We start from the raw sequence: 26,132 nt of genomic DNA, 5'->3' as shown, positions 1-26,132 counted from the left end.
TAAGTCAGTTCAAGTTGTCAGTATTTAAAATTCCACTATCAAAAATGAATAGACTCTTACTCAGCTTAGCACTCATCTTACTAATATTTTCTTGCACTAGCAGAGAAAAAGTAGATGCCATTTATTTCAACGGAACAGTTTACACGGTAAATGCAGATTTTGAAAAGGCAGAAGCTTTTGCCATAAAAGATGGGAAGTTTGTAAGTGTTGGAAGCTCGAAAGATATTCGTAATCAATATCAAACGGAAGAAGAAATTGATTTGATGAAAGCTCCAGTATACCCAGGCTTTATTGATGGACATGCGCATTTTATCCGCTATGCAAAAGATTTGGGAGATGTCAATTTATTTGGCACTGCTTCTTTTGAAGAATTAATTCAAAGATTACAAAAACATGCTGAGCAATTTCCAGATGAACCAGTATTGCTTGGTCAAGGATGGGATCAAAATAACTGGGAAGGCGGAGAATTCCCCACTAAAGACACCTTAGATATTTTATTTCCGGATAAGGTAGTGATGTTGAGAAGGATAGATGCCCATGCTGTTTTAACTAATCAGAAGGGATTAGATTTGGCTGGAGTTACAGCTAGGACTAGAGTTTCTGGGGGAGAGGTAATTTTAAAAAATGGTCAGCCAACTGGAGTGTTAATCGATAATGCAATGAACTTGCTCAGTGATAAAATGCCTGAAATGAGTCAAATGCAAAAGAAAGAATTAATTCAACAAGCAGAAGCTAATTGTTTTGCAGCTGGAATTACCTCCTTAGCAGAAGCTGGTCTTGATAAATCTCAAATTGATTTATTGGATAAAATGCAAAAGGATAGCCTTTTGAAAATGCGGATTTACGCCATGATAAATCCTACTCCTCAAAATATGGATTATTATTTCAGCAATGGTCATTACAAAACAGACTATTTGAACGTGCGCTCTTTCAAAATTTATGGAGATGGTGCTTTAGGTTCGAGAGGAGCTTGTCTAATTAGACCTTATTCGGACGATGAAGATAATTTCGGTTTCTTGAGAAGTGAACCTCAGGTTTTTGACAGCCTAGCAAAAATAATTTTCGCTAAGGATTTTCAAATGAATACCCATTGTATAGGGGACTCTGCAAATAGAGCTATAACCAATATTTATGCGAAATATTTGAAAGGAAAGAATGACAGAAGATGGAGAATTGAGCATGCTCAGGTGCTGGCGGAAAATGATTTTAGCAAATTCGGGGATTACAATATTTTGCCTTCCGTTCAACCCACCCATGCCACTTCAGATATGGATTGGGCTCATGAAAGATTAGGCGAGGAAAGAGTGAAAAACGCTTATGCTTATCAGGAATTGCTGAAGCAAAATGGAAGATTGGTATTAGGTTCTGATTTTCCTGTAGAGGACATTAATCCTATTTATGGATTTCATTCAGCAGTAGCCCGTCAAGATGATGATAATTTGCCGGAAGGTGGATTTCAGCCAGAAAATTCACTAAGTAGGGAAGAAGCTTTAAAAGGCATGACCATTTGGGCAGCTTTTGGACAATTTGAGGAAAAGGGAAAAGGCAGTATAGCAAAAGGAAAATTAGCTGATTTTGTGATTTTGGATAGAGATATTATGGAAGTCCCGCATGAGGAATTGAGAGACACGAAGGTTATTCAAACTTATTCTGGTGGAGAGAAAGTATATGAATTACAGTGATTTTAGACAGCACCATACTTTTGATTTGATACACTAGGTATAAATATTAATTAGGTTCTCAATTAATGCCAAATAGGCTCTATTATGAAAAAAGATATTACCATAGCAGAAGCGCAAGAACAAGTAGATGAGTGGATCAAAACCATAGGTGTGCGATATTTTAATGAATTGACCAACATGACTATACTGACAGAAGAAGTGGGCGAGTTGGCACGCATAATGGCTCGAAAATATGGTGAACAATCTTTCAAAGAAAGTGATAAAAATGCAGATTTAGGAGATGAAATGGCAGATGTGCTTTGGGTATTGATTTGCTTAGCCAATCAAACTGGAGTTAATCTAACAGAAGCCTTGCAGAAAAATATTGAGAAGAAGACAAAGCGGGATAAAGATAGGCATAAGGATAATAAGAAATTGAAGTAGTTCATTCTGCCATTCATCAATTTATCAAGGTCTGATTTGCATAATTATCTTTAACTTGAAGTTTGGTTAATTAACTATGCTAATATGACTAAAGAAGAGGTAGGACAATCTTTGAAAGATAAAGCAGATTTAAATACTGCAGATTTAGACTATTTCTTTGAGAAAGCTAAATATAAATCCCTTCAAAAAAATGAACATCTCATCAGAACTGGTGAAAATACGGTTCATTTTGTTTTAATTCAATCTGGTTGTTTGATGACCTACTTTAAAGATCAAAATGAGCATTTACATGCTATTCAATTTGGTCAGGAAATGTGGTGGACAGGTGATTTAGACGCTATTTTCAATCAACATCAATCTAATTATGCTATTAAAGCTTTAACCCCTTCAGAAGTTTATTTAATGAGTAAAGAGGATTTTGAAGATCTAAATCAAAAACATCCTGCCTTTGAAAGTTATTTTAGAAAACTTTTTCAAAATGCTTTAATTAGCCATCAAAAACGGATTATTAGAAATATTTCCTTTACAGGAGAGGAAAAATATCTAGAATTCGTAAAGCTTCATCCTCGTCTGGAATTGATAGTTCCTCAAAAATATATTGCCTCTTATATGGGTATTACTCCCGAATTTCTAAGCAAACTCAAACGCAAACTGGCACAATCTTAAACTAAGTTAAGATTTAAGTTTATATAGTAAACAATTGTTTGAATAGTAGAACAACCTCTATCTTCTTTGGTTATATTCAAACTCATAAATTAAAATTTTACTACTATGAATCCGAACGAATATATTACGGGATTGCACCACTTAACGGTGAGTGTTGGAAGTGCCCAGGAAGACATTGATTTCGTAACCCAAATAATGGGGATGCGAATGATTAAGCAAACAGTATTATTTGATGGCTCTGCCAGTGTTTATCATTTATACTATGCCAATGCAGATGCTGAAGTTGGCTCTGTATGGACGACATTCCCATTTAAAAAGGCGGGAGTTTACGGTAAAAAAGGTTCAGGCCAAATTGAGGTTTCTGGCTTCTCTGTTCATCCTGACGCTTTACCTTTTTGGAAACAGCATCTAGACAAGCACCAAGTTAAAAATACTGGAATTGTAGAAAGGTTTGGCCAGAAAATGATTCATTTCGAAGACCCATCCGGTGTCGGAATTGGTGTTTTTGGAGATGCTAATGACAACAGGAATGCTTGGCAAACCGATGAAATTTCCAAAGACAACGGAATCAGAGGTATTCATGGTGCTGTACTTTCGGTAAGGGAAGTAGAAATGATGGATAAGTATTTAACTGAAGTTTTAGGCTTTAATAAGGTCGGACAAGAAGGTCAATATCATCGTTATCACATTAAAGATGGTGGAGCAAGAAAGGTAATTGAATTACATCACGAGCCTGACTTACCACAAGGAAGCTGGACTTTCGGGGTCGGTATTCCACATCATATTGCATTTGCAACAGCCAATGATGAGCAAAGCGCAGAATTAAAAGCCTACATTGAGGGGACAGGTTATACGGACGTGACTGAAATTAAGGACAGAAACTATTTTCATTCCATTTATACCAGAACTCCAGGTGGTCAGTTATTTGAGTTTGCTACTTCTGATATAGGATTTGCAGTTGATGAACCAGAAGATTTATTAGGTCATGAATTGTTATTACCGCCATTCTTTGAGAATAGGAGAGAGGAATTAATAAAACCATTAGAGCCTATTACAGTGCCACATTATTTGAAGGATTAATAACTAAAAAATTTGAAATTAAAATTCTTAAAAATTGAAAATCCCAAATACACCTATTTGGGATTTTTTTATTTGCTGTCTACTTTAATCGATTCAAAAATTCAACTCCAGTACTCTTCTCCACTTCTTCTAAACTCACACCTGACATCAATTCAACCAATTCAAAACCAGATTCACCTAATTTGAAAACGGCTTTATCAGTGATGACCAAATCCACGGCATTCATAGCCGTTATAGGTAATTCGCAAGCTTTTACCAATTTCGGACTGCCATCTTTATTGTTGTGGTTCATGGTAATAATCAATTTTTTGGATCCTGAAGCTAAATCCATAGCGCCACCTACTCCTAAGAGCGGTTTTCCGGGCACCGCCCAGTTGGCTAAATTACCTTTTTCATCTACTTCCAATCCTCCCATAATGGCAACATCCACATGTTTCCCTCTAATCATGCCGAAAGAAGTGGCGGTGTCAAAATAGCTGGCTCCTTTCACTGCTGTAACAGGGATTTTGCCTGCATTTACCGGATTCGTCATGGCACCACTGCCGTCTGCAGGTTCTGGACCAACGCCTAACATTCCATTTTCAGTGTGAAGAATGATGCCGTCTTCTTCTTTTATCAAATCAGCCACTAAGGTTGGGATTCCAATTCCGAGATTGACAATATCTCCTTTATTTAATTCTTCTAATGCTCTTCTCGCAATGTTTAATCTGACTTCTCCAGCTTTTTTACTTCCTACTGAAGCAGAGGAACCTAAATGTTCCTTTTGTAGTTTAGCTTCCACTAAATAATCCACGAAACAAGCTTGAGTATGGATTTGATTGGGGTCTATTTCACCAACTGCAACAATTTCTTCAACTTCGGCTATTACAATATCTGCTGCAGTCGCCATGGCTGGATTGAAATTTTGTTCCGTCATCCGATAGGTTAGATTTCCTGCAGTATCTGCTTTCCAGGCTCGCACAAAAGCTACATTGCCTCTTATGCCCTCCACAAATACTTGCTCTATTCCATTTATTGTTTTGGTTTCTTTTTTTTCAGCCAAAACAGTACCTGCTGAAGTAGGAGTGAAAAATCCACCAATGCCCATTCCGCCTGCTCTTATGGCTTCACCCAAAGTGCCTTGAGGCAATAAATCATAATCGACCTTACCTTCCTGCGCCCATTTTACCGCATTAGGATTGCTAGTAAAATAGGAACCTATCATTTTTTTAAGTTGACCATTAGTCAATAATCTATCGCCACCCAAACCGGGTTCGCCTACATTATTTCCAATATAAGTCAAATTTTTTCTATCCGTTTCAGCTAAAGCATGAAGCAAATGAACTGGGGCACCCGTCATGCCAAATCCTCCGCATAAAATGGTATCATCATCTGTTACTTTTTGAGCGGCTTCTTGAGCCGATATAATAGAAACTTTTTTCATAATATTAAAGTCCTAAGACTTGTTTTATAGCTTTTTGTAATTCTACTTTTGCTGTGTCGGCAACTTCTTTTGCTCTAAAAGCAATGTGGTAATCAGGTCTAATAAGCAAGCAACCCGACTCTTTGATGTTTCTGATTTCTGCCCAGTCACCATATAAGTCAGTATAATCTCTATCTGGACCAATTTGCACAATCTTAATTTTGAAATTCAGAGATTTACTTAATTCCTCCGCTGCTTTTATCCAATTTTCCCCACCTATTCCAGTGAATAAAGTCATTTTACCTTTTCCTGAAATATCTAATGTGGAAATTCTATGTCCGTTATCACCTAACCAAACATGAGGCAAATGGGCTCCTGGTCTGGTGGAGGCTTGGTAGTATAATTCTTTATCTCTTAAATATTCTTCTTCAGGAGTTCCATCAGTAATTACCGCATTGGAATTATAACGCTGGTTTAATTCTACTCCATGACAATTAAACTCATAAGATTTTAAAGCAATAGCTTTTCGTAGGTCTTCACGTTGCTGTTCTGATGTTGGGTTATTATCTTTCAATTTAGCCATATTGGCTTTCATTTGTTCAGGTTTTATATCATCTGCTAAACCTAAAGACTGAAAAATAGGCCCAAATTCTTCTATGCTTTTGTTTGCTCTATCTACGATCTGTTTTGCAATTGGGGCTCTTTCTTTTTCATAGGATTTCAGTAGACTTTCTTTTGCTTCTCCCTTCACCACCATTGCCAATTTCCAAGCCAAATTAAAAGCGTCTTGTATGGAAGTATTAGAACCCAAACCATTTGATGGCGGATGTCGATGAATGGCATCTCCCATACAAAATACCTTTCTGTCAGAGATTTTTGTTGCGTAGCAGTGGTTAACAGTCCAAGTGGAGGTCTGCATAATTTCGATTGGAATGCTATCATCCCCTACTAATTTGTAAGCAATGTCTTTAGCTAAATCATCATTTACTTCAGGGGGCCCATCATTGATGTCATAGCCCCAAACAATCAACCATTCATTCCAAGGCCTTACCATTCTAACCAGCCCCATTCCAATGCCACCAACGTTAGAGCCGGGTTGCATAACCCAGTAAAGGGCACTGGGTCTGTGAGCAACATATCTTGTCAAATCCATTTTGAAAACAATGTTCATACTGCCACCAACACCCATTTCACCATCATAGGGTAAATTTAAGTTTTCGGCTACTTTACTGTTTCCTCCATCTGCTCCTACTAAGTATTTGGCTCTTATCGTGAATTCATCACCCGAAAGCCTGTCTTTACAAAGTACTGTTACCCCATTTTCATCTTGCTCGTGATTGATATATTCAGTATCAAATTTATATTTTGAGCCTTTTCGGGCACCTGCACCAACAAGGATGGGCTCTACTAAATTTTGAGGAATATCGCAGATTTTGGTAGGGCTTGCCAGTGTATAGTCAGCCATTCGTTTAGGTTCATTTCCCCAAGAATATAATCTTCCCAATTCTTCACCTGCTAAGCTTGTACAGAAGACATTATTGCCCATCAGTTCCTGAGGAACTGCTTTTTCTATCATTTCATCTTCTATGTCTAAGTCACGAAAGACTTCCATAGCTCGTTGATTGGTGATATGAGCTCTTGGAGAATTGGCTAACCAACCATATTTGGTAACTACCATATTATTAATTCCATAATTGCTTAAAAGAGCAGAAGTCGTAGAACCAGCAGGGCCGCTTCCTACTATGAGTACATCGGTTTCGTATTTTGGATTTGACATAGCAGATAAATTTTGATAATAAGTTTATATAGCGTACATTTGTTTAATAATAAAACAATTATACAAAAATATTGTTTATAAAAAAAAGCACTATGAGAAATTTAACCGAAGCAAACCTTACTGAGATCGTTTTAAAACGAATCAATAGCGATAATAAAAGAAGTCAAGAAATCTTGACTAAACTTATTAAACATTTACATGCTTTTATTAAGGATTTGGAACCAACTGAAGAGGAATGGTTTCAGGCAATAGATTTTTTGACACGCACAGGTAAGAAGTGCGATGATAAAAGACAAGAATTTATCTTGCTTTCAGATGTTTTAGGAGTTTCTATGTTAGTGGATGCAATTAATCATAGAACCAAACAAGATGCAACGGAAACGACAGTTACAGGGCCATTTCACGCGCCAGCCCTGCAAATGAAAATGGGAGATAATATCGCTAGAGGAAAAGAAGTTGAAACAGGAGAGCCTACTTTATTTAGAGGAAAAATATTAGATCCAAATGGGAAACCAATCAAAAATGCTAAAATAGATGTATGGCAATCGAATGATGATGGATTTTATGATATTCAGGATTCTAGCCAGCCAGAAATGAATTTAAGAGGAATCTTCACCACTGATGAAACTGGTGAATTTTGGTTTAAGTCGATTAAGCCTTCTCCATATCCGGTGCCAACGGATGGCCCAGTGGGTGAAATATTAAGAGCATCCGGTAGGCATCCTATGCGTCCAGCACATATTCATTTTTGGATAGAAGCTGAAGGTTATCAGACCTTAATTACGCATATTTTTGTGGAAGGTGATGAATATTTAGATTCAGATGCAGTTTTTGGGGTGAAAGAATCCTTGATATTAGATTTTCCACTAAATGAGAATAAGGCCGATGCAGAAAAATGGGGCTATGAAGGTGCTTTTTACGATGTGGAATATGATTTTAAATTAGCTAGAAAAGCTTAATATTCTGCATATTTGCATCATGAAGCCAACAATCAAAAAATCAGATTTTGTACAGTCACTTGAAAAAGGATTGAAAGTAATCAGCGCTTTTGATGCAGATAATGCACAAATGACTTTAACAGAGGTAGCGAAGAAAGTTGAATTAACTCGAGCCAACGCACGAAGGATTCTGCTTACTTTACAATATTTAGGTTTTGTTCAATGTGCAGATGGCAAACAATTTAGCCTAAGTCCGAAAGTATTGACTTTGGGCTATTCGTATTTATCAGCTCTGCCTTATCAGGAATTAGCAAAACCTTATTTACAAGATTTAGCCGAGAAAGTAAATGAGTCATGCTCCATGTCTGTTTTGGATGGGTATGATATTGTATATGTGGCTAGAGTTCAGACTAATAGAATCATGACCATTTCTTTGGGAATAGGTACACGCCTACCGGTTTATGCTACCTCCATGGGTCGAGTACTATTGGCCAGTCTTCCTGATAAAGAAATGCAGGAATTTATTAATGGGTTGCAACTTCTAAAGTTGACAGAAAATACGATTACGGAAAAAGATAAATTAATAGAACGAATACAACTGGTGAGAGATAGAGGTTGGGCTTTGGCCGACCAAGAATTGGAAATAGGGGTGAGGTCAATTGCATGTCCGGTTAAAGATAAAAATGGAAAAATAATAGCTGCATTGAATATTAGTGGGCATGCTAGCAGAGTAAGTAAGGATGAAATTTTAGAAACCTATTTACCACATTTGAAAAGCACGGTCGCACATATTGAAAACGCTTTACATAAATTATAAATTATGAATTTTAATTATACATCATATCCAAATCAAGTCATATTTGGAAAAGGAAAAACATCAGATTTGCCAAAAGTTTTAGAGAATTATTCAAAAATCATGGCATTTGGTGAGGATCGTTGGGCTACGAATATTCAACATGTTGCTGATGCTGTAGGGAAAAACAATTTATTTTATTTTGATGAAATTATTCAGCATGTACCTCAGCATTTGGTAGATAAAGCAATGGTGAAACTTAAAAGCGAAAAGCCTGATGTTTTATTAGCTTTTGGTGGTGGGTCAGCCATCGGGCTGGCCAAAGCTTTAGCCCTTGAAACGCAATTGCCAATTGTAGCTGTTCCAACAACTTACTCAGGTTCTGAACAAACTAACATCTGGGGAATTAGCACAGAGGAAGGCAAAACCACTGGAAAATCTATGGATGTAATGCCAAAAGTGGTAGTTTATGATTCCAATTTAACGGCCGGATTACCATTAAGCCTGGCCGTAACCAGTGGAATGAATGCTATGGCTCATCTAATGGAAGCCATCTACGCTCCAAACGGTAATCCTATAACAAGACATCATGCACTATTGGGCGTAGAAAAAATCAAATTAGGACTGGAAGAAGTCGCTAAAGAAAAGAAATTAACTGAGCAAGCCAATGTCAATATACAGTTTGGCGCTTATTTAGCAGGTAAATGTTTATGTGAAGTTAGTATGTCCTTACATCACAAAATGGCTCATGTATTGGGTGGTTCTTTTAAATTGGAGCATTCTTATGTACATACCGTTTTACAAGCCTTTGTACTGAATTATCAGTGGGATTATTTATCAGATGAGATCAAAAGTGATTTTGTACAAGTATTAGGTTATCAGCCTGCCCAGAAACTGCAAGATTTATCAGCTCAAGCAGGAGGTCCATCCGATTTAAAAAGCATAGGTTTCAAAAGAGAAAATATTGATAAAGCAGTAGAAACGGTATTAGCAAAACCTTATGAGAATGTGGCACCATTAGAAAAAGCTAAGTTGGTCGATATGTTATTACATGCCTACGAAGGAAGTTTGGAAGGTTGATTATTGCTGACACATTTACTACAGTCTAATTTTCAATGGACAAATAATTTGGTGCTTTTTCTCAACTTTCTGAAGCGAAATTAGTTGTATATACATATATTGTTGTTGTATTAAATTAAAAATTATGTCAGAAGCATTACATTCATTTGAAATTACTGAATATGGTGGTGCAAAGCTTAAAGATGCTAAAAGTGCTATTATCATGACCCATGGAAGAGGAGATAATGGAGATAAAATGAAAAGCTTAGCTCAAGAATTAAATATTCCTAGCCATACCGCTATCATTTATCCTATTGCCAAAAATAATACATGGTATCCGAAAGGATTTATGGAAGATTGGGACGAAAACCAGCCTTGGTTAGATTCGGCCCTTCAAAATTTAGCCTCTATTATAAAGCATTTGAATGAGCATGGTATTGCCAATGAAAATATTTTTATTTTAGGATTCTCTCAAGGAGCCTGTTTGAATTTAGAATATACTACTAGAAATGCCCAAAAATATGCAGGAATTGCAGTTTTAAGTGGAGGCTTAATTGGGCCACATATTGAGAAAAGTAATTATAGCGGTGATTTTGAAGGTACTGAAATTTTTATTGGCTGTAGCAATATAGACCATCACATTCCTGAGCATCGTTTGCATGAATCAGAGGAAGTGGTAGCTCCTATGGGCGCAAAAGTGGACAAGAGAGTTTATCCTGGAATGGATCACATAATCAATGAGGATGAGATACAGAAAGTGAATGAAATGCTGACATCAATTAAAAATATTTAAGTATGAATTTTAAAGGAATAATCAAAGGACTTCATCATATCACCGCTACGGTTAATGATGCACAGGAGGATTATGATTTTTACACCAAATTATTGGGGCAGCGCTTAATTAAAGAGACTGTAAATTTCGATAATGAAAATGTATATCATTTTTATTATGGAAATGAAATAGGGGCTCCATCTACCATTTTCACTACTTTTCCTTATAAAGGACAGGGCGTTAGAAACGGGGTAATTGGTTCAGGTCAAGTTTTTGAAACTGTATTTTCAGCTCCTGGAAATAGCATGGATTTTTGGGAAAAGCGATTAGAAACTAATGGAATAAACTTTTCAAAAGTTGAAAGCTTTGGAAAAGGTAAACTACAATTTAAAGACCCTTCAGGTTTAAATTTGGCAATAATTGAAGATGCTGATGACAAAAGAACTCCTGTTTGGAAAACAGAAGATATTTCGGATAAAGAAAATATAATTGGTATCCACCATGTGGTTTTAGCCATTACTGAGGTTGATGAGACTTTGAATTTTCTCAAAATATTTGGCTATGAGGAAACTACAAGAGAAGGAGATTTTGTTCAGTTGAACAGCAGTATTGGTGGGGCAGGGAATTCCTTGGTTGTGATGGATGCAGGAGATTTACCTAAAGGAAAGAATGGAATCGGTACGGTTCATCATGTTGCTCATAGAGTTGAAAAACTGGAAGACTCGCTTAAAATCAGAGATTATTTAATTGAGGAGTTAGGCTTAAAAGTAACTGAGGTAAAAGATAGAAAATATTTTGAATCGATTTACTTCCGAATTCCTGGAGGTGTATTATTTGAAGTAGCTACGGAAGGCCCAGGATTTTTGGTAGATGAAACTAATGAAGAATTAGGAAATTCTTTAAAATTACCAGATTGGCAAGAACCTCACAGGGCCAAAATTGAAGCAGGTTTAATTGATTATAAGAAATAATTCAGATGAAAAATTTAGAGCAGCATAAAGAAAATGCTATTGACTTTTACAAAACAGCTTTTGAGGGCAATCCTTCCAAAGCTGTTGACTTATACGTGGGAGAGGAGTATATTCAGCATAACCCAGCTGTAGCTAATGGAACTCAGGGATTTATTCAGTATTTTGAAAGGATGCAAAAAGAGTATCCTAATAAAACTGTGAAATTTGTCCGAACTGTTGCCGAAAATGATTTAGTAGCCCTACATACTCATCAAATCTGGCAAGGTGATGCTGAATATGTAACCATGGATTTCTTTCGTTTCGATAACAATGGGAAAATTGTGGAGCATTGGGATAGTATTCAACAGATTCCGGAAAAGTCTGCCAATCCGAATAAAATGTATTGATCAGCTTTATGGATTTAATTATTATCTTAGATAATTTTTTTGATTCCAAATTCTTTTATAATGGAGTGCTCAATTCAATTCTTTGTTAATTATTAAATGCAAAATGGTTTTATATCTTTCTAATTATATATAGTTTCGCAGAAAAACTATAATTCTATTGTTACGCTATACATTATTTCTTGCCTTTTATTTTTTCATTTATATTTCGGTAATTGCTCAAAAAACTTATGATTACCCGAATGCTCCCAAGAGTGATCATGTTGATGTTTATCACGGAGAGGAGATAGCAGATCCATATCAATGGATGGAAAATCCTGACGACCCTCGATTGGTAGAATGGTTGAAAGAGCAAAATAAACTTTCAGAAAAGCAAAAAAGAAAGCAAACGCATTATTGGCATCTTGAAGAGCAGGTAGGGAAATTATATTGGGGACAAAAAACAGAATTCACTGAAGATTACGAAGAAGAGCCAGAACTGCACTCAAAATATACGTTTAGATATGATTTTAATCGAAAATATGATGCGGCTGATGTTCTCTACAAAATCAGGGATAGTAGACATAATTATAAAAAATTAGTTGATATAAGTGATTTTAATAATAATGGAGAAACACCTCATAAAGTTACTAGTATAATTTCTTCAGAAGATCATGATTTAGCTTTAGTACTACTTTCAAAGGGTGGCAGTGATTGGCGAGAAGGTTATTTTTACAATTTAGCAACAGGAGAAAAATATCCTGATACATTGAAAAATGTTCGCAATGGTTCTCACTTTGCCTGGCACAAACGAGGTGTGTTTTATGATCGATATGATCAACCTAAAGAAGGTAGAGAGTTGTTGGACGTTCCCGTTGGGCAAGCGCTTTATTATCATGAATTAGGTACAAATCAAAGTCAGGATAAATTTATTTACCAAAATTCAGATGCCAGCGGAGCTAGGTCTTTTTCATATTACTTGTTAGATGATGAGCATATAGTGTTAAATCACTATTATAATATTCGAGGGGAATTTTACAGTGCTTTATCAACAGCTAAAATCAATTTAAATAGTTCTTTCTTATTGAAGAACTTCCTTCTATTTCCTGAGGATTCGGAATCATTCTTTAAGGTTGAAGCTATTGATGAAAGTGACACAACTTATATACGTACCAATTTGGATGCTGCCAACGGTAAAATCATGAAAACTAGCATTCATTCCAGAAATCAGTTGAAAAGTTTTATTCCTGAATACGATATGGATTTGCGAACTATGAATCCCTTAGGGAAAAATCATGTTGGCGCTGTTTATAGAAAAGATGGAATTTATAGTGCTTTGATTTTTGACAAGCAAGGTGAGTTGATTAAAAGGATTAATTTCCCAGAAGGAAAAAAAGTAAATTATTTTTCACAATGGAATAAAGATGCTCAATATGTTCAGTTTAGTGTTTCTTCTTTTTATCATCCCGCTATCTGGTATCAAATGTCGTTAGAGGATTTTTCAATGAAGCCTATCGTTAAAATTCAAGTGCCATTTGATGCGGATGATTTTGAGACGCGCTATGTTAAATTTAAGTCCAAAGACGGAACAGAAGTGCCCATGTATATCACTTGTAAAAAGGATTTGAAATTGAATGGAAATAATCCTACAATTTTATATGGTTATGGTGGATACGGTAATACTATAGAGCCACATTATAGGAAAACTATGGCATTATGGTTATTACATGGAGGAGTTTATGCTGTACCAAATATTAGAGGCGGTGGAGCAGAAGGTGCAGATTGGGGACTAGCAGGTCGGAATTTAAATAAACAAACCGCTATTGATGATTTTATTGCTGCTGCGGAATATTTGATTGGTGAAAAATATACAAATAGAGGCAGTATAGCAGCTAAGGGTTCCTCTCATGGGGGAATGTTAGTAGCGGCTGCGGCTATTCAAAAACCGAATTTATTTAAGGCAGTTGTTGCTGAAGCAGGTCCTTACGATATGTTAAGAAAGGAATACTTTACTTCTGGGGGTAAACAGATAAACCTAAAAGAATATGGTTCAGTTGAAAATGAAAAGGAATATCAAAATTTGAAATCGTATTCTCCACTTCATAACATAAAGGAAGAAGAATATTATCCTAACTTCTTATTGGTAACTGGAGAAAATGATGACCGTGTACCTCCTCTGCATTCCTTTAAGTTTTTAGCTGCACTGCAAGAAAAGGGTTCTTCTAATTCTCTTTATCAATTATATACCGTAAGAGGGGCAGGGCATGGCGCAGCTATTAGCATCAAAGAAAATATTGATAAGATGATGTTTGTAGAGCACTTTTTATTTGATCAATTAGGTTTAAGATTTTGGTAAGAATCCCAAATTACTCATAATCCATTGCAGAATTTACCTCAGAATAATTTATTGAGACTGTTTTATAATAATTGGTGTATTCATATTTCAAATATGTAAATTAAAAAGCCTGCAATTCCAATTTTTAAAAACTACAGGCTTTTAACATTTAATAGAATTGATAAAGACTACATTTTCACGATTTGAATGTTTTTTAAATAATCTTTAGCAGTATCATAATCATTAATATTACCCAACTGTTCATATACGGTAAACTGAATAGATATTCTTTTTTTTCCATCTAAATGTTGAAACATATACCTTTTAGTTTTTCCGTCCTCCTGTTCCAATTCAAATAAATGACCTTTTAAACCTGCAAGGACAAAATCGTCCTGCTCATTAATGATTTTAGGATTTTTGATGCCATATAGCCTTGAAAACTTTGGTTTTAATTCCTCGTAGGTGAATTCCTTATCTTCCTGAATCATATATACAGTAAGACTCATAAATTTAACTTCTTTTGAATTGACTAATAAGGCAGTCCATTCCTCATCCTCTTTCATGCTAGTTGTCGTAACTTTAAGATTACCAGTTACTCCGTCATTTAGCGGATAATAGCTAACACTTGCGTTTTCAGGTACTGAAATAGTATAGCCAAGTCTTGAATTCTCAATTATTCTTTTGGCTGAATTATCAGCATTCGTTTCTGTTTTTTCTTCAGGAAGCTCAGCTTGAGTTTCCTGATGTTTTTCTGTTTTGAAGATGTTATCAAAATCACTTAACTGGCTGAAATTTTCGCAAGTAACATCTCTCATTTCGCCATTCCAGCAAAGCCATTTTCCGTCTTCAACTTCTGGATGACGATATTTCCCAGCACCCGTTTTTCTATTAAACGCTATATCAATCTCTTTCTCACCTTCATTAAAGTCGATTTTGATTTCAGCTGTATTTTCATTTTGATGTTGCAGATATTTGGTGGTTTTCCCTGCTTGAGAATAGGTTTCGACTAATGCTATTTTGGTGCCATTAATTTTTTCCCAACCCGCCATGTTTATTTTACCATTTGGATAATATCCCTCAGTATCAAGTCTGGTTAAATGAGCGTATTTATCATTAGTGTCTATTCTGATTTCATAAATCTTTTTGGGCGGATATTTTTCATAATGATCTGTCCCAACCATGTCTGGCGCAAAGTAGTATAAGCTCCATATTTCTTCATTATCTTTTATTCCCTCATATTCAAGATAATATGCCTGAAGCCCTCCAAAATAAATATGGGTTTCTCCTTTAATTTCAATGGTCTTCTTTTTATTCAGCCCATCTTGCATTTGTTTTTCAAATTTTTTGAATTCATCCCATATTCTGTTGTGATCACTGATGTAAGAAGATGGATTTACTACATTTAGTTTCTTGCCATATAATCTGTGCTGTTGGTATTTTTTACCTTTTATAGTGCTTAGTTCATTAGTAAATTCTATATCAGATAATATTTTTGGAGGTAATTTATCAGCTGCTATAATAAAATTACAGCTCAGAAGTAATATGAGAATGAGGTTTAGGATTTCCTTTTTCATGGTTTTATATTTATATGTATAATAAAAAATCCTACTAATATATTATAATTAAATACAATTAATATAAAATAATAGTTAAAATATATTAATTAAATAATTTTACTTAATTTGATAGTTGGTCAAGAGTTATAAAAGACTTGACATGAAGATCACATATAGCATTATCTAAAGCCATTGATTTAAAGTGAAGTAAAGCGGATTTGATTTAATGTTGAAACTAATTATTAAGAAATACTTTTCTCATAAACTGTCTTAAATCCTTCTAGCCCTTTTTCGGTCAATGTGGGTCTTACCAGATTAAAAAATACCTGCATATAATAATCAATTTTTTCATCATCTTTCCCTTTGTAGAATACCTCAGCATCAGAAATCCATGAATTGCTTACCATTAATAATGCATGAATTAGCATGTCTTTTTGACGGTCATCTTTAAAAGCTTTCATATATCCATTGGCAATCAAAAATCCTGAAATGGTATCTAAAATATTCCACCTTTGATCAAATTGGTCTTGAGCATGTTTCTTGATGTGGTCAAAATGACGGACAACTTTAGTGATTCCCAAATAGATGAATTTATACTTGTAAATTTCCTCAAATAGAATTTTCAACCTGCTTAACATAAATTCTAAGTTGATGACTTCTTCTTTGATATTCTTAAACTGTTGCTCTACATTTTTTTGCATATTGAGGTAGAGTTGCAGAATGATATCATCTTTTTTAGGGAAATGATAGCATAAGTTCCCATAACTAATTCCCATTTCTTCAGCTATAGCTTTACTTGAAATAGCAGAAATTCCCTGGGAATTAAACAATAAGCGAGCGGTTTCTAGTATCTTTTCTTTCGTCTTCATATAGATGGAAATCTAACACAATATTAAGCATTTTTATTTCCTCAATTAAATATTAGGCAATAATGCCTATTTCCTGAATTTCTTTATTACATTTGTTAGGCATAAATGCCTAAATATTGAAAATGAAGAACGAAAATCTAGCTATATATTTAAAATCAACTGAGTTTATAAATGCTGACCATCAAGCAGTTCAAGAATTTGCCAAAAATGTAACGCTCGGAACGAATGATGAAACGGAAAAGGTAAAGCACTTATATTACGCTGTTCGTGATGGATTTCGATATGATCCCTACAGATTGGATTTTTCGAAAGAAGCCATGAAGGCAAGTAGTTTGTTGACAAGGGATTATGGCTATTGTGTGGAAAAGAGTTGTCTTTTTGCAGCTGCTTGCCGAGTTATTGGAATTCCTTCCCGACTAGGTTTTGCTAATGTGAGAAATCATATAGGTACCGCAAAATTGGAAGCAGTGCTTCAAACAGATGTCTTGGTTTTTCATGGTTATGCGGAGATATATCTCAATGGAAAATGGATTAAAGTAACACCTGTCTTCAATAAAGAGCTTTGTGAAAAACTAAATGTCATTCCTTTGGAATTTAATCCTGATGGTGATTCTGTTTTTCAGGAGTATGACCAAAATGGAGGCTTATTCATGGAATATCTGCATCAATATGGTCATTTTGAGGATATTCCATATGAATTTTTTATAAGCGAATTGATTAAGAATTACCCGCATTTAGCATCTCAAATTTCAGAAAGAAACCTATTACACATTAAATAAAAACTATGGAAACTAAAGAAAAACAAATCCCTTCACAAACTGGTGGTTCATTTTTAATCAATAAGATCCCAGAAAGCATTTTTATAGAATCTGATTTTTCAGAAGAGCAAAATATGATGGTAGCTTCTGCAAAAGAATTTGTAGAACAGGAAGTTTTACCATTAGCTGATGAATTAGAAAAGAAGAAGGATTTATCTCAAACTATTGATTTATTACATAAGGCTGGAGATTTAGGACTTTTAGGCTTAGGTGTTTCTGAAAATTATGGAGGAATAGAAGTGAGTTTTAATACCACTCTGAGAGTAATTGAGGAAATGGCGAAAACTACTGAGTTTTCACCAGCAATTGGTGTACAAACCAGTATCGGAATTGCTCCAATTTTATTATACGGAAACGAAAAGCAAAAGGCACAATATATCCCTGATATGATTTCTGGAAAGTCAAAAGGATGTTATTGCTTGACAGAACCTGATGCAGGCTCCGATGCTAATTCTGGAAAGACCAAAGCGATTTATAATGAATCGGAAAAAGCTTATTATCTGACTGGGCAGAAAATGTGGATTACGAATGCGGGTATTGCAGATGTGTTTACGGTTTTTGCAAAGATCGAAGATGATCAAAATTTATCTGCGTTTATAGTGGAGAAAGGATATGCAGGGTTGACTTTAGGAGAAGAGGAAGATAAAATGGGGATTAGAGCTTCTTCAACGCGACAAGTATTTTTGAATGATGTAAAAGTACCTGAAGAAAACCTTTTGGGAAAGAGAGGAGATGGTTTTAAAATAGCTTTAAATGTATTGAGCACAGGCAGAATAAAACTTGGAATAGGTGGATTAGGGGTTTCAAAAAAGGCAATTGATTATGCTGTGGGATATGCTAAAGACCGTAAGCAATTTGGTCAATCCATCAGCTCATTTGGTGCCATTCAGCAGAAATTGGCTAAAATGGTAGTCAAAACTTATGCGCTACAAGCTGCTGCCTACAGAACAGGTGAATTAATCGATCAAAAAGAAGAAGAATATTTGAAATCAGGAATGTCTTTAGATGAGGCAAAACCAAAAGCGGTTACAGCCTATGGAATTGAATGTGCTATCATAAAAGTTTTTGGTACAGAGTCACAAGATTTCACAGTTGATGAAGGTTTGCAGATTTATGGTGGTATGGGTTTTTCCGAAGAAGCTCCTATGGCAAGATTGTATCGTGATTCAAGAATCAGTAGGATATTTGAAGGTACAAATGAAATCAACCGCATGTTGATAGTGGATATACTTCTGAAAAAAGCTATGAATGGCGAATTGGATTTAATGAATGCAGCCACTGCTGTTCAAAAAGAATTAACCAGCATCCCTGATTTTTCAGCGAATAAGAATGAAGACACCTTAGAACAAGGTACTCAGGTCTTAGAAAATCTAAAGAAAATCACTTTAATCATTGCAGGATCAGCAGCCCAAAAGCTAATGATGAAATTAAAGGAGGAGCAGGAGATTTTAATGAATGTAGCGGATATGTTGATTCAGATATATATGCTGGAATCAGTATTGGTGAAAACCAAAAGAATAAAAGATACACTTGGGGAAGGAGCTAGTGCTACTCAAGTTGATATCTGTCAATTGTTTATGATGGAAGCCGTAAAGAGTATCAAAAATTCAGCAGAAGAAGCCCTATGGTCTTTTTCTGAAGGCGATGAATTAAAAATGATGAATATGGCTTTAAAGCGATTCACTAAAATGGAAGCCTTTAATGTGAAGGATACAAGAAGGAGAGTAGCCCAAAAGCTTATAGAGGACGGGAAATATAAATTCTAGACATGATAACATCAGTTGTTTAATCTTAGAATGATTTTGGTAGGGTCAAATTACAATTTTGGCTCTGCCTTTAAAATCCGTAACCAACGACTTTTATGGGGGACATGACCTTACCAACATAATTAAGATCTTCTATTTTTGGTTGTTTGTCTTCCTTGGATTCTCTTGTGTAAATTATAGGAAAACTTATTTTAGATTTAACAGGAATACCATTATAAATAGCAGGAATCCAATATTCGGGAATTGATTCTGCAATAGTCAGAATAGCTTCTTCAAAATATTCTTTATCCTCACCAATGATTTTTTTCTCAACAAGCTGACCTTCTTCACTAAATTCTAATTCTAGTAAAAGTATGGTACTTATTTTCTTTTTACTTGCTTTTGAAGAGTATGTGCTTGACAATTCTTTGGCGAAAAAATTATAAAGATGATTATAACTTCCTATGTATCTTAGCTGACGATCAGGCTTTACAGCTTTCCAATCATCATTATCATAAATCAGATATAATGAAGTGTCTAGTTTTAAATAAGATACAGTATAGGAATCGTAATTATAAGTCAATTCCAATTCTTCATTAATACCAAAATATTTCCATTCTCCAACTCTGACACCATTTTCGCCCATTCCTTTTTGGTAGGGCTGGTCAATCTCCTGTTTTTGTGCTAGCAGGTTTAGATTAATTAAAACTAAAATTGGTAAAATAAGGCTCTTCATCTTTGTAGGTTTGGCTTTAGAATCTTTATAAAGTTAAAATTATACGTATTGTTCATGATTATCAAATTTCAAGTATGATTCCATTAGATTCTTTTTCCTTCATCTCCTTTAATGTGGTTCTTTTTTTCCAACTTCCCACTCCCATCTTCCTACTTCTAACTATTCACTCTTTGCAGATTCCGGTCGGACCTTCGGTACTGACCTAAGTGCACGAGTCGCCCAACTTGTAACTCGCTATTTCAAAGTGGTGCCGCCCAAATCCCCCCTTTGAGGGCTAGGGGGCTACTCTGTTAAATTAAAATCCCCCACATAAAAATTAGGATCTACCAAAATTTCCGCATTTTCAGGCAAGTTCTCCAAAGCTTTAAATGATTTGGAATTAGGTTCTAGCCATTCAGGCTCTCCGTTTATAAATATTCTTATGGGCATATTAAATCTTTCAACTGTATTTTCCCATTTGTAAAGCAGTTGATTGCCCAAAACCCTATAAGTGAAAGTAGGAATTTGGGTAGTTCGAAGATATTGGTCAAATACTTTATCTAAAGGTTTTCCATAAGCTTCTGAAATATAATTTTCTATTTGTTCAGTGGTCACGGTCTGATGATAGAATTCTTTATTCAATCCCCTTAATGTTTTTCTCCATTTCTCATCATTATCGAATAATTGTCTGATGAGATGAAGCATATTTCCGCCTTTATAATACATGTCACCTGAACCTTCATGCGAAACCCCATATTCACCGATTATTGGTCTGTCATTCTGAATAGAAGAGCGGACACCTTGCACATAAGCATTGGCAGCAAGTGAATCATAATGATAATCTAAAAACAGATTTTCTGAGTAATGTGTAAAAGATTCATGAATCCACATATCAGCTACATCTTTATAGGTGATATTATTGGCAAACCATTCGTGACCTGATTCATGAATAATGATGAAATCAAATTTCAATCCCCAACCTGTCTGACTCAAATCTTGGCCTCTATAGCCGTTTTTAAATTCATTTCCGTAAGTAACAGAACTTTGATGTTCCATCCCTAAATAAGGAGCTTCTACCAATTTATAGCTGTCCTCATAAAAAGGGTAGGGGCCAAACCAATATTCAAAAGCTTCTAGCATTCTAGGTACTTCCTGAAATTGCTTTTTAGCTTTTTCCAGATTATAACTTAACACCCAGTAGCTGCAATCTAATGGGCCTTTCTCACCTTCATATTTTTCTTTGAAATTCACATAATCACCAATATTTAAATTTACTCCATAGTTATTGATAGGATTGCTCACAAACCAATGATATGTCCGACTGTTTTCGTGCTCTTCAACTTCTCTTAATCTCCCATTGGATACATCCACTAATGGTTTTGGTACATTTACACTGATCAGCATACTGTCCGGTTCATCAGCAGGAAGTTCTTTGCATGGCCACCAAACACTGGCACCAATCCCCTGATTGGCTGTGGCAATAAAGTGTTGTCCATTTTCATCTTTTTTCCAAGTAAAACCACCATCCCAAGGAGCATTTTTTGCCACTCGAGGATTACCAGAATAGTAGATAGTCAATTCATTAATGTCTCCAACTTTTTGGTCTCCTTTCAATTGAATAAAATGAGCATTAAATTCTGTTTTGAATTCAAGTTGTTCTCCATTTTGAACAATGCTGTCTATTGTCATTGGTTTTTGCAAATCGATTTGCATGACATGGTAAGATTCTAAAACTTCGTATTGAATCGTATTACTTCCTGAAATATATTGCTCCTCTGGATTCACTTTTGTTTGCAGGTGATAATATTTTAAATCCCACCAAGTTCTTTCTTCAGTTAGTCCTCCTTTCAAGCTGTCGGCTCTGTTAAAATCTTTTTGAGCAAATAAGATAGATGTGATAAAAAGGGAAAATAATACGAATAGGAAACTGAATTTGAAATTTTGCATAATAAGATTGAAATTTTAGACGATCTTTAAATATAAGTAAGATTTATGTCAATTACATTCAATAATTGAGATACCTAAAATTAGGTATTTCGATGAATTTTTTTCAAAATCCCTACATATTCTCCATCTTGCATAGGTATGAATATCATTAAAATGAAATTTTTAATTTTTATTATTCTATCTGTAAGTTTTGCTCTGCCTTTAAATGCTCAAAACTCATGGGATGAGACATTCACTGCTTTGCAAAAGGCTACAAATAATGATCAGTTGGAATTAGCTGAATCCTTATTAGAAAAAGCGCTATCTCAAGCAGAAGAAACTTATGGAAAAAAACACGAAGCTTATATTTATTCTCTTCATGCAGGAGTGAAATTATCATTTAAAACTCAAGATTTTGAAGAAGGTTTAAAACTTGCCTCAGAAGAGCTGGAGTTGATGAAGGAGGTCACTTTTGATCAACAAACACAGTTTTACATTCAGTTATTGAATTTTATATCCCAACTTAATTTCCAATTAGGAAATATGGAGGAGGCTATGACTTTCTCAAAAGACTATATGGAGGTCTTAAATAAAGAAGATAAAAATTCTTTAAATCATGCTATAGCAGTTTTTGACTATGCTTCTTTACGCTATCAAAATCAAGAAGATGATGCGCTACAATATTTTCAACAGGTTTTGCCAATACTTAATCAATATATATCACAAGCAGGTTCTCAATATTTGAATACACTATATTATGTTGCTAGCTTGTTACAAGAAAAGGGTGATTTAGATCAGGCTGCAGAATTTTATGATAGAGTAATTGGTATTACTCAAGACAATAATCTTCAAAGCAGTGAATTATGGAAAATTTCAGCTTATCAAAGAGCTTTAATTTATCAAGAAAGCAGTCAAAATGATAAAGCAATTTCTTTTTATGAAATATTGAAAACGCAATTGGAAAATGATGATGATACTGATCGGAATTTATATGCCAGTACAAAAAATAACTTAGGAGTACTTTATCAAAAAACGGGTCAAAGTAATAAAGGGGAATCATTGCTTGCTTTAGGTGGAGACGATTTGCAAAGTCAGTTGAATAGCGCAGCAGTTGCTTTTAATAAGGGAGATTATACCACCGCATTAGCACTTTATAGTATAGCTAATGATTCCTTATCGATTGAAAATAAAGCAGATAGTTTGCAGTCTGTAAAAATTCTGGCGCAGAAAGCATTGGTTTTTAAACAAATGGGTAAGCTGGATTCAGCTCTTCAGCTCTTATTATCTGTTGATGAAAATATATTAAGCAACATAGAGGGTGAAAGTGAAGAAAAAGCACTTGCCTATAAAAATACTGGTGATATTTACTTAGACTTAGCCGATTTTGATTCTGCTGAATTGTATTTGAATAAATCATTGCAACAATTTGAAGGCGACAATAAATTCAAAACTGAAATTGAAATTCCGACTCGTAATAGTCTCGGAGTTCTGGAGCAAAACCGAACTAACATTGATAAAGCGACTAATTATTTCACTAAAAATCTTCAATTAATTGAAAAAACCTTAGGAAAAGAAACGGTTGAATATGCTAATACTCTCAATAATTTGGGTTCATTAAGTTTAGAGAATAGTGAGTATGATTTAGCGGAGTCTTATTTTAAAGATGCTGGATATATTTTTCGAACTATATTTGAAAGCAATCATGAAAATAATGCCAAGGTATATGAAAATCTTGGAACTGTAGCTCAAAGCCGGTCTCGTTTCCGTCAAGCTGATTCGCTTTACAGATTAGCGGAAAAAACTTATGTCAATAGCCTAGGCGAGAATCACCCAGCACTTTTAAATGTGTATTCTAAACTAGCCTTAGTCAAAATGGGAGAAGCAGAATATCCTATTGCTGAACAATATTTTAGAAAAACGCTGAATCTATCGAAAACAATTTACGGCAATCAAAGTGCTGCTTATGCTGATGCTTTATCAGGTATTGGGCTTTATTATCAAAATACTGGAAATTTAAAAGAAGCAAAAAATAATTTATTAAGTGCTATTGATATTTACATTGAGAAACTCGGAAAGCTTCATCCTTCCTATGTAACTTCTATTGAAAACCTATCTTCCATTTACCAAAGTGAGGGGAATACTGAAAAGGCATTACCACTTTTAAACGAAGCCTTGGAGATGGATTCTATTATTTATGGAGTTAACCATCCAAAATATGCTACAACTTTACACAATCTAGCTTCCTTATATCTTGCGAATGAAGATTTTGAAAAAGCAGAAGAGTATTATGAAAAATCATTAGTGATTGATGAAAAGGTATATGGTTCTAATAATCCAGTATTTGCAAGTACTCAGTATAATTTAGCTGTCCTTTACCAAAAGCAAGAAGCATTTGAAAAGGCTGATTCCTTATTTTCTAAGGTCTCCAAACTAAGAAAAGAAGTATTGGGAGTGAATCATCCTAATTATATTTTTACACTATATGGATGGGGTATCTTAAAGCAAGTTCAAAATGATATTGACTCTGCTTATACCTTATTCAGCGAGTCAGTTGATAGTTATTTATTCTTGTTTAAAGAGTATTTTCCTTCGATGAGTGAAAGTGAAAAATCAGCTTTTTATCATAAAGTAAATCCTGTTTTTGAGGCCTATAAAGATTTTGCGATTGAAAATTTCCAAACTATTCCAAAGCTTAAGGAAGACCTATTTAATTTACAGCTGACCACTAAGGCCATGCTCTTAAATGCATCTGCAAAAATGAGGAATAAAATTCTGAATAGCGGAGATCAAGAATTAATTGCACTATTTACCTCTTGGCAAGATAAGAAAGAAAAAGCTATCCAATATTATTCTTACACCAAAGAGGAGTTAACTGAGCAAGATATCAATTTAGATGAAATCGAAAATTCAATCAATTCAATGGAGAAGGAATTGAGTGTTAAGTCTAATCTTTTTAATGCTGGCTTTGGGTCTGATAGCATCAACTGGCAAAAATTAAAGCAAAGTTTAGGTCCTAATACTGGTGTAGTGGAGTTGGTTAGGGTTAAGAAAAGTTTGAAAAATGATTCTATTATCTATGCAGGCTTAATTTTAACAGATACAATGGATGAACCTCAAATTGCTGTTTTGCAAGAAGGTAGAAGAATTGAGCAAAAATATTTTAATGCTTATCAAAACCTTATCAAATTTAAATTGATGGATAAAATATCTTATGAAAAATTATGGGAATGGGTAGATAAGGATATTCCTGAAGGTTTAGATAAATTATACATCAGTCCAGATGGGATCTACAATAAAATAAATATCAATACTTTATACAGTGAAAATTTAGGACAATATCTTTTAGAGAAAGAGAATATCAGGATTATTACTAGCGCTCGAGATTTGATAAAAACGGATATGAAAGTATTGTCTAATGATTCAACATCCTTAGCTACAGATTCTACATTTATAGCAGAAAGTGATTCTCTTTCAATCACTGAATACCCATCATTGGTTCTGATTGGTTCTCCAGATTTTTCTTTGGGTAGGCCATCTGATGAAATGAAATTGACATCTCAAAGCACAGGTTTAATGCGAGATTTTAATGGAGGTATTCCACCCTTACCAGGAACTAAATTAGAAATAAATGCTATAGATTCTATGACTAAAGCAAATAACTGGAGAGTAACGAAATATATTGAAAAAGAGGCGAATGAAATTTTAATTGATAGCCTTAGTGCACCTAACATTCTTCATATAGCTACACATGGTTTTTTCAAAACCTATGATTCAGATAAGAAGATTTCAGGAGCTGAAAACCAAGGAAAAGAAGAAAATCCATTATTACGTTCTGGGATCTTGCTTTCAGGTGCGTCCATAGGATTAGCAGGAGGGTTGCCATATGAAGACAGTTTTGAAGATGGGTTATTGACTGCCTATGAAACTATGAATTTAAATTTGGAGGGTACAGAATTAGTCGTGCTTTCTGCATGTGAAACGGGTTTGGGTGATGTGAAAAATGGTGAAGGGGTTTATGGTTTACAAAGAGCTTTCTTAGTAGCTGGAGCTAAAAATCTTATTATGAGTTTATGGACTGTTAATGATTATACAACACAACTTTTAATGACCGAATTTTATAAACATTGGACAGAAGGGGACGATAAATTTACTTCTTTCCGAAAAGCACAAATGAAAATTAAAGAAGAATTTCCTCAGCCTTATTACTGGGCTGCTTTTACTATAATAGGAGAATAATGATGCA

General features: G+C 34.8%; 20 protein-coding genes. 14 read left to right on the top strand and 6 right to left on the bottom strand.

Features of this window, described 5'->3' with window-relative positions; translation table 11 throughout:
• Positions 1-44 precede the first annotated feature (44 nt).
• From QYS49_RS16015 to QYS49_RS16000, 4 genes are all read left to right on the top strand, one after another.
• Positions 45-1,682, top strand: a complete 1,638-nt coding sequence (locus QYS49_RS16015; RefSeq protein ID WP_308348742.1) for an amidohydrolase — start codon at positions 45-47, stop codon at positions 1,680-1,682.
• Positions 1,683-1,766: 84 nt separating this feature from the next.
• Entirely contained in the window at positions 1,767-2,105 is a 339-nt protein-coding gene (locus tag QYS49_RS16010; RefSeq protein ID WP_308348741.1) for a nucleotide pyrophosphohydrolase, read from the top strand.
• Between the two features lie 84 nt (positions 2,106-2,189).
• Positions 2,190-2,771: a Crp/Fnr family transcriptional regulator gene (locus QYS49_RS16005; protein WP_308348740.1), complete on the top strand. Its 582-nt coding sequence runs from the start codon at positions 2,190-2,192 to the stop codon at positions 2,769-2,771.
• Positions 2,772-2,876: 105 nt separating this feature from the next.
• Positions 2,877-3,851, top strand: coding sequence for a ring-cleaving dioxygenase (locus QYS49_RS16000; protein ID WP_308348738.1), 975 nt, complete (start codon positions 2,877-2,879; stop codon positions 3,849-3,851).
• Between the two features lie 79 nt (positions 3,852-3,930).
• Here QYS49_RS16000 and QYS49_RS15995 read toward each other — a convergent pair whose 3' ends face one another.
• Both QYS49_RS15995 and QYS49_RS15990 read right to left on the bottom strand, forming a co-directional pair.
• Positions 3,931-5,274 (bottom strand): 3-oxoacid CoA-transferase, encoded by a 1,344-nt coding sequence (locus tag QYS49_RS15995; protein ID WP_308348735.1) that lies wholly within the window; start codon positions 5,272-5,274, stop codon positions 3,931-3,933.
• 4 nt (positions 5,275-5,278) lie between these two features.
• Positions 5,279-7,030 carry an FAD-dependent oxidoreductase gene (locus QYS49_RS15990; protein ID WP_308348733.1) on the bottom strand — a complete coding sequence of 584 codons (1,752 nt, stop codon included), beginning with the start codon at positions 7,028-7,030 and terminating at the stop codon, positions 5,279-5,281.
• A gap of 92 nt (positions 7,031-7,122) precedes the next feature.
• Between QYS49_RS15990 and QYS49_RS15985 the strand changes: the two genes are divergently transcribed.
• The 7 genes from QYS49_RS15985 (at position 7,123) to QYS49_RS15955 (ending at position 14,281) form a co-directional block, all read left to right on the top strand.
• Complete coding sequence (locus QYS49_RS15985; RefSeq protein ID WP_308348732.1) at positions 7,123-7,989, top strand: intradiol ring-cleavage dioxygenase; 867 nt, start codon at positions 7,123-7,125, stop codon at positions 7,987-7,989.
• A 19-nt stretch (positions 7,990-8,008) separates the two neighbouring features.
• Positions 8,009-8,785: an IclR family transcriptional regulator domain-containing protein gene (locus QYS49_RS15980; protein ID WP_308348730.1), complete on the top strand. Its 777-nt coding sequence runs from the start codon at positions 8,009-8,011 to the stop codon at positions 8,783-8,785.
• A 3-nt stretch (positions 8,786-8,788) separates the two neighbouring features.
• Entirely contained in the window at positions 8,789-9,841 is a 1,053-nt protein-coding gene (locus QYS49_RS15975) for a maleylacetate reductase (protein ID WP_308348728.1), read from the top strand.
• 124 nt (positions 9,842-9,965) lie between these two features.
• Positions 9,966-10,613 carry an alpha/beta hydrolase gene (locus QYS49_RS15970; protein WP_308348726.1) on the top strand — a complete coding sequence of 216 codons (648 nt, stop codon included), beginning with the start codon at positions 9,966-9,968 and terminating at the stop codon, positions 10,611-10,613.
• 2 nt (positions 10,614-10,615) lie between these two features.
• A complete protein-coding gene (locus QYS49_RS15965; RefSeq protein ID WP_308348724.1) occupies positions 10,616-11,563 on the top strand; it encodes a ring-cleaving dioxygenase in 948 nt (315 codons plus the stop codon).
• Between the two features lie 5 nt (positions 11,564-11,568).
• Positions 11,569-11,949, top strand: a complete 381-nt coding sequence (locus QYS49_RS15960) for a nuclear transport factor 2 family protein (protein WP_308348723.1) — start codon at positions 11,569-11,571, stop codon at positions 11,947-11,949.
• Positions 11,950-12,106: 157 nt separating this feature from the next.
• Positions 12,107-14,281 (top strand): prolyl oligopeptidase family serine peptidase, encoded by a 2,175-nt coding sequence (locus QYS49_RS15955; protein ID WP_308348722.1) that lies wholly within the window; start codon positions 12,107-12,109, stop codon positions 14,279-14,281.
• A 167-nt stretch (positions 14,282-14,448) separates the two neighbouring features.
• On the opposite strand, the gene QYS49_RS15950 is transcribed toward QYS49_RS15955, so the two are convergent.
• Entirely contained in the window at positions 14,449-15,834 is a 1,386-nt protein-coding gene (locus tag QYS49_RS15950; RefSeq protein WP_308348721.1) for a hypothetical protein, read from the bottom strand.
• Positions 15,835-16,058: 224 nt separating this feature from the next.
• Positions 16,059-16,685: a TetR/AcrR family transcriptional regulator gene (locus tag QYS49_RS15945; protein ID WP_308348720.1), complete on the bottom strand. Its 627-nt coding sequence runs from the start codon at positions 16,683-16,685 to the stop codon at positions 16,059-16,061.
• A 122-nt stretch (positions 16,686-16,807) separates the two neighbouring features.
• On the opposite strand from QYS49_RS15945, the gene QYS49_RS15940 reads away from it, so the two are divergent.
• Positions 16,808-17,464: a transglutaminase-like domain-containing protein gene (locus QYS49_RS15940; protein ID WP_308348718.1), complete on the top strand. Its 657-nt coding sequence runs from the start codon at positions 16,808-16,810 to the stop codon at positions 17,462-17,464.
• A 5-nt stretch (positions 17,465-17,469) separates the two neighbouring features.
• On the top strand, positions 17,470-19,269 hold the full coding sequence (locus QYS49_RS15935; RefSeq protein ID WP_308348717.1) for an acyl-CoA dehydrogenase FadE: 1,800 nt from the start codon (positions 17,470-17,472) through the stop codon (positions 19,267-19,269).
• A gap of 70 nt (positions 19,270-19,339) precedes the next feature.
• On the opposite strand, the gene QYS49_RS15930 is transcribed toward QYS49_RS15935, so the two are convergent.
• Together QYS49_RS15930 and QYS49_RS15925 are read right to left on the bottom strand one after the other, a co-directional pair.
• A complete protein-coding gene (locus QYS49_RS15930; RefSeq protein WP_308348716.1) occupies positions 19,340-19,984 on the bottom strand; it encodes a hypothetical protein in 645 nt (214 codons plus the stop codon).
• A gap of 282 nt (positions 19,985-20,266) precedes the next feature.
• Positions 20,267-21,910, bottom strand: coding sequence for a M1 family metallopeptidase (locus QYS49_RS15925; RefSeq protein WP_308348715.1), 1,644 nt, complete (start codon positions 21,908-21,910; stop codon positions 20,267-20,269).
• Positions 21,911-22,063: 153 nt separating this feature from the next.
• Between QYS49_RS15925 and QYS49_RS15920 the strand changes: the two genes are divergently transcribed.
• Entirely contained in the window at positions 22,064-26,125 is a 4,062-nt protein-coding gene (locus tag QYS49_RS15920) for a tetratricopeptide repeat protein (RefSeq protein WP_308348714.1), read from the top strand.
• The last annotated feature ends 7 nt before the right edge of the window (positions 26,126-26,132 follow it).

It is taken from the genome of Marivirga salinae (genome assembly GCF_030503855.1).
Lineage (GTDB): Bacteria > Bacteroidota > Bacteroidia > Cytophagales > Cyclobacteriaceae > Marivirga > Marivirga salinarum.
Note: the sequence above shows the minus strand (reverse complement) of the source record. Positions and strands in the feature narration are given on the sequence as shown.

What these genes read in the sequence shown, in the direction of transcription:
- QYS49_RS16015 (WP_308348742.1), top strand. Translation starts at nt 45, where the DNA reads ATGAATAGACTCTTACTCAGCTTAGCACTCATCTTACTAATATTTTCT.
- QYS49_RS16010 (WP_308348741.1), top strand. Translation starts at nt 1,767, where the DNA reads ATGAAAAAAGATATTACCATAGCAGAAGCGCAAGAACAAGTAGATGAG.
- QYS49_RS16005 (WP_308348740.1), top strand. Translation starts at nt 2,190, where the DNA reads ATGACTAAAGAAGAGGTAGGACAATCTTTGAAAGATAAAGCAGATTTA.
- QYS49_RS16000 (WP_308348738.1), top strand. Translation starts at nt 2,877, where the DNA reads ATGAATCCGAACGAATATATTACGGGATTGCACCACTTAACGGTGAGT.
- QYS49_RS15995 (WP_308348735.1), bottom strand. Translation starts at nt 5,274, where the DNA reads ATGAAAAAAGTTTCTATTATATCGGCTCAAGAAGCCGCTCAAAAAGTA.
- QYS49_RS15990 (WP_308348733.1), bottom strand. Translation starts at nt 7,030, where the DNA reads ATGTCAAATCCAAAATACGAAACCGATGTACTCATAGTAGGAAGCGGC.
- QYS49_RS15985 (WP_308348732.1), top strand. Translation starts at nt 7,123, where the DNA reads ATGAGAAATTTAACCGAAGCAAACCTTACTGAGATCGTTTTAAAACGA.
- QYS49_RS15980 (WP_308348730.1), top strand. Translation starts at nt 8,009, where the DNA reads ATGAAGCCAACAATCAAAAAATCAGATTTTGTACAGTCACTTGAAAAA.
- QYS49_RS15975 (WP_308348728.1), top strand. Translation starts at nt 8,789, where the DNA reads ATGAATTTTAATTATACATCATATCCAAATCAAGTCATATTTGGAAAA.
- QYS49_RS15970 (WP_308348726.1), top strand. Translation starts at nt 9,966, where the DNA reads ATGTCAGAAGCATTACATTCATTTGAAATTACTGAATATGGTGGTGCA.
- QYS49_RS15965 (WP_308348724.1), top strand. Translation starts at nt 10,616, where the DNA reads ATGAATTTTAAAGGAATAATCAAAGGACTTCATCATATCACCGCTACG.
- QYS49_RS15960 (WP_308348723.1), top strand. Translation starts at nt 11,569, where the DNA reads ATGAAAAATTTAGAGCAGCATAAAGAAAATGCTATTGACTTTTACAAA.
- QYS49_RS15950 (WP_308348721.1), bottom strand. Translation starts at nt 15,834, where the DNA reads ATGAAAAAGGAAATCCTAAACCTCATTCTCATATTACTTCTGAGCTGT.
- QYS49_RS15945 (WP_308348720.1), bottom strand. Translation starts at nt 16,685, where the DNA reads ATGAAGACGAAAGAAAAGATACTAGAAACCGCTCGCTTATTGTTTAAT.
- QYS49_RS15940 (WP_308348718.1), top strand. Translation starts at nt 16,808, where the DNA reads ATGAAGAACGAAAATCTAGCTATATATTTAAAATCAACTGAGTTTATA.
- QYS49_RS15935 (WP_308348717.1), top strand. Translation starts at nt 17,470, where the DNA reads ATGGAAACTAAAGAAAAACAAATCCCTTCACAAACTGGTGGTTCATTT.
- QYS49_RS15930 (WP_308348716.1), bottom strand. Translation starts at nt 19,984, where the DNA reads ATGAAGAGCCTTATTTTACCAATTTTAGTTTTAATTAATCTAAACCTG.
- QYS49_RS15925 (WP_308348715.1), bottom strand. Translation starts at nt 21,910, where the DNA reads ATGCAAAATTTCAAATTCAGTTTCCTATTCGTATTATTTTCCCTTTTT.
- QYS49_RS15920 (WP_308348714.1), top strand. Translation starts at nt 22,064, where the DNA reads ATGAAATTTTTAATTTTTATTATTCTATCTGTAAGTTTTGCTCTGCCT.